6 protein-coding genes are annotated in these 2758 nt (G+C 43.6%); all 6 read left to right on the forward strand.

Features of this window, described 5'->3' with window-relative positions; genetic code table 11:
• Window positions 1–106: 106 nt before the first annotated feature.
• The 6 genes from QZ735_RS03060 to QZ735_RS03085 all read left to right on the forward strand — a co-directional run bounded on the left by QZ735_RS03060 (window position 107) and on the right by QZ735_RS03085 (window position 2728).
• Window positions 107–724 carry a hypothetical protein gene (locus tag QZ735_RS03060; protein WP_294244030.1) on the forward strand — a complete coding sequence of 206 codons (618 nt, stop codon included), beginning with the start codon at window positions 107–109 and terminating at the stop codon, window positions 722–724.
• 5 nt (window positions 725–729) lie between these two features.
• Window positions 730–1269, forward strand: a complete 540-nt coding sequence (locus QZ735_RS03065) for a hypothetical protein (RefSeq protein ID WP_294244031.1) — start codon at window positions 730–732, stop codon at window positions 1267–1269.
• The gene (locus tag QZ735_RS03070) at window positions 1266–1556 is read left to right on the forward strand and encodes a transcriptional regulator (protein WP_294244032.1); all 291 of its coding nucleotides are present in this window, start codon (window positions 1266–1268) and stop codon (window positions 1554–1556) included. Before QZ735_RS03065 ends, QZ735_RS03070 begins: the two co-directional genes overlap by 4 nt.
• Window positions 1557–1623: 67 nt before the next feature.
• Window positions 1624–1914, forward strand: coding sequence for a hypothetical protein (locus tag QZ735_RS03075; RefSeq protein ID WP_294244033.1), 291 nt, complete (start codon window positions 1624–1626; stop codon window positions 1912–1914).
• A 25-nt stretch (window positions 1915–1939) separates the two neighbouring features.
• Window positions 1940–2239 carry a hypothetical protein gene (locus tag QZ735_RS03080; protein WP_294244034.1) on the forward strand — a complete coding sequence of 100 codons (300 nt, stop codon included), beginning with the start codon at window positions 1940–1942 and terminating at the stop codon, window positions 2237–2239.
• A 3-nt stretch (window positions 2240–2242) separates the two neighbouring features.
• Window positions 2243–2728, forward strand: coding sequence for a Coq4 family protein (locus tag QZ735_RS03085; RefSeq protein WP_294244035.1), 486 nt, complete (start codon window positions 2243–2245; stop codon window positions 2726–2728).
• Window positions 2729–2758: the final 30 nt, after the last annotated feature.

Raw genomic sequence — 2758 nt, forward strand, 5'->3', positions numbered from 1 at the left:
GATCAGATTTTTAACAGATAGAAGCATCTTACTTCTTTGATAATTTTTAAAAATTTATTTTGCCCTTTAAAAATAAATTATAACTTTGTAATTCAAAGTTCTTTTTATGGATTCAAAAAATTACCACGAAGATCTGCTGCACATCCGTTCCATGATGGAACGTTCATCACGGTTCATTTCACTGAGCGGCCTGTCCGGAGTGGTGGCAGGGTTGGCAGCCATTATCGGTGCCGCGTATGTATTTTTTGCTTTTAAAAGAGAGGGAATTGATTATTTTGACGGAGACCGGAACATATTCAGTCCGGAACTGGTGAAAGAGCTGGTGATTACCGGAACACTGATCCTGCTGACTGCTGTTTCCAGCGGATATTTTTTCACGGCCGATAAAAGCAGGAAAAAAGGTCAGAAGATGTGGGATGCCACCACCAAACGGCTGCTGGTCACTTTTATTGTACCGTTGATAACCGGCGGTATATTCTGCCTGGGACTGCTTTACCATCATCTTTTTGTATTGGTGGCACCGGCTACCCTTATCTTCTATGGACTGGCATTGGTGAGTGCGGAACGCTATACCCTTACCGACATCCGGTATCTGGGATATTGCCAGATCATACTGGGGCTGCTTTCCCTGTTTTTCCTGGGTTGGGGACTGCTGTTTTGGACAGTAGGGTTCGGGGTACTGCATATCGTCTACGGACTGATTATGCATAAAAAATATAAATAGCTGTCATGAAAAAGCGGATCCTGTTTTTAATCCTTATTTTTGCAGTGGTTCTGCTGAGGACACCGCTGTTCGGCTTCCTTTTCAGTTATAAGATAATCACGGAGCGGGAACCCGTTGCAGAGATCGAAGATAAAGAGCTGAAGGCAGCTGCGGGTAAAAAGGCGGGTGTATACAATGTCGAAGACATTATTCAGGATGCCCAGGAAATAACGGCTTCCCGTCTGGGCTTTACTTTTGAAAAATGCGGTCATGAAATCAATGCTTTGACGGTATCGCAAAAGGCCAATTGTATAGGGTATGCTGCCTTTCTCGCAGCTGTGATCCGGTATGAGCTGCGGCAACAAAACCTTGAAGATCAGTGGCAGGTGCGCCATCAGGTGGGAAATGTATATTTCCTGAATACGAACATGAACCGGTATATAATGTCAGCATTTTTCAGGGATCATGATTTCGTGACCATGGAAAATACACAAACCGGAGAAACGGTTGCTCTTGATGCAACAGTTTACGATTATTTAAAAATTAACAGGATACGATTACGATGATAAAGATCAATCAGCTCAATAAAGAATTCGAAAGCCGTGTAAGGCTGGGCATTATGTCCGTCCTGATGGTGAACGACTGGGTTGATTTTTCTGAAATGAAAAGTCTGCTTGAAATTACAGACGGCAACCTGGCCAGCCATAGCAATGCCCTGGAAAAGGCTGCTTATATAGAAGTGAAAAAAGAATTCGTCGGGAAAAAACCGAAAACGTCTTACCGGGTCACCCAGAGCGGGAGGGAGGCTTTCACCGAACATCTCAATATGCTGGAAAAACTCCTGGGCAGATAAGAATAAATTTTTTTAAATTTTAACTTTGAAATACAAAGTACTTTTAATAATTAAATAAATATATAAAATGATTTCAAGACAACAGAAGACCGCTCTTATCTATGCGGTACCGTGCCTGCTGATGGCCACTGCTTTTTTTGCCGGTCTTTTTGCAGAAGGCTGGAACTGGACTGCCTCCGATTTTGCCACAGCGGCTGCACTGCTTTTCGGAGCGGCCTTCTTCATCAATCTGGCTGCTGTTTCTCAAAAACCGTTTTTCATGAAACTCATGATCTGTCTTTCCGTAATATTGGTCCTGGTCCTGATCTGGATCGAGCTGGCTGTAGGTATTTTCGGGAGCCCTTTCGCAGGAAACTGATTTTAATACCATAAAATAATACACTATGAAAAATTCAGCCATAAAAAATACCGGCCGGTATACGGCCATCATCTCTTTCCTGCTCGGAAATATTTTCCTGTTCGGCTACCTGATGACCGGTAAAGTGGATTTTGCCCTGGCCGGATATTTTTATCTCTATATCAGTGCTGCAGTTAATCTTCTCCTTCTGGGAATACTCCTTCTCTATGGATTTTTTCACCCACAGCAGCTCCCTGCCTGCAGGAAAGCAGCCCTGGTACTGCTGATCAATATCCCTGCAGCGATCTTGTATATTTATATAGGCTATAACCTCGTCATCCGGTAGAATATGAAAAAAATACGCGTGCGGTTTCTTCTCTTTATTTATGAGAATACCCAAAAATGGTACAGGACTTATTTTAAAAAGAAAAAAAGACAGTGGCAGTTCAACGAAAGGCAGCTGCTGGAATTTGAAGAAGATTCACTGGGAAGAAAACTGGGGGAATTTTACCGGAAACACGGCTTTAGCATGATCCCGAAAATGGAAAACCACGATGTGCATCACCTGATCACCGGCTGCGGTACCCGTTTTGAAGAAGAAATCGCCATGCAGTTCCTGCTGCTGGGAAACGGGAAACTGAATGCCCATCTGCTGGCGGCCATCGTTCTCGGGGCTCTTATCCTTCCGGAATATTACGGGATGTACCGGAAAGCTTACAGAAAAGGCCGGCAGATGCGCCCTTTTCATGCTTGGGACTTCGAATCGCTCCTCCGGCAGAACTTTGACCACCTGAAAGATTTCATCCTTCAGAAGAATTCACCTTCTTTATATTAAGTAATGCCATGCACACCATAAAATTAAGCA

It is taken from the genome of uncultured Chryseobacterium sp. (assembly GCF_913776365.1).
Lineage (GTDB): Bacteria > Bacteroidota > Bacteroidia > Flavobacteriales > Weeksellaceae > Chryseobacterium.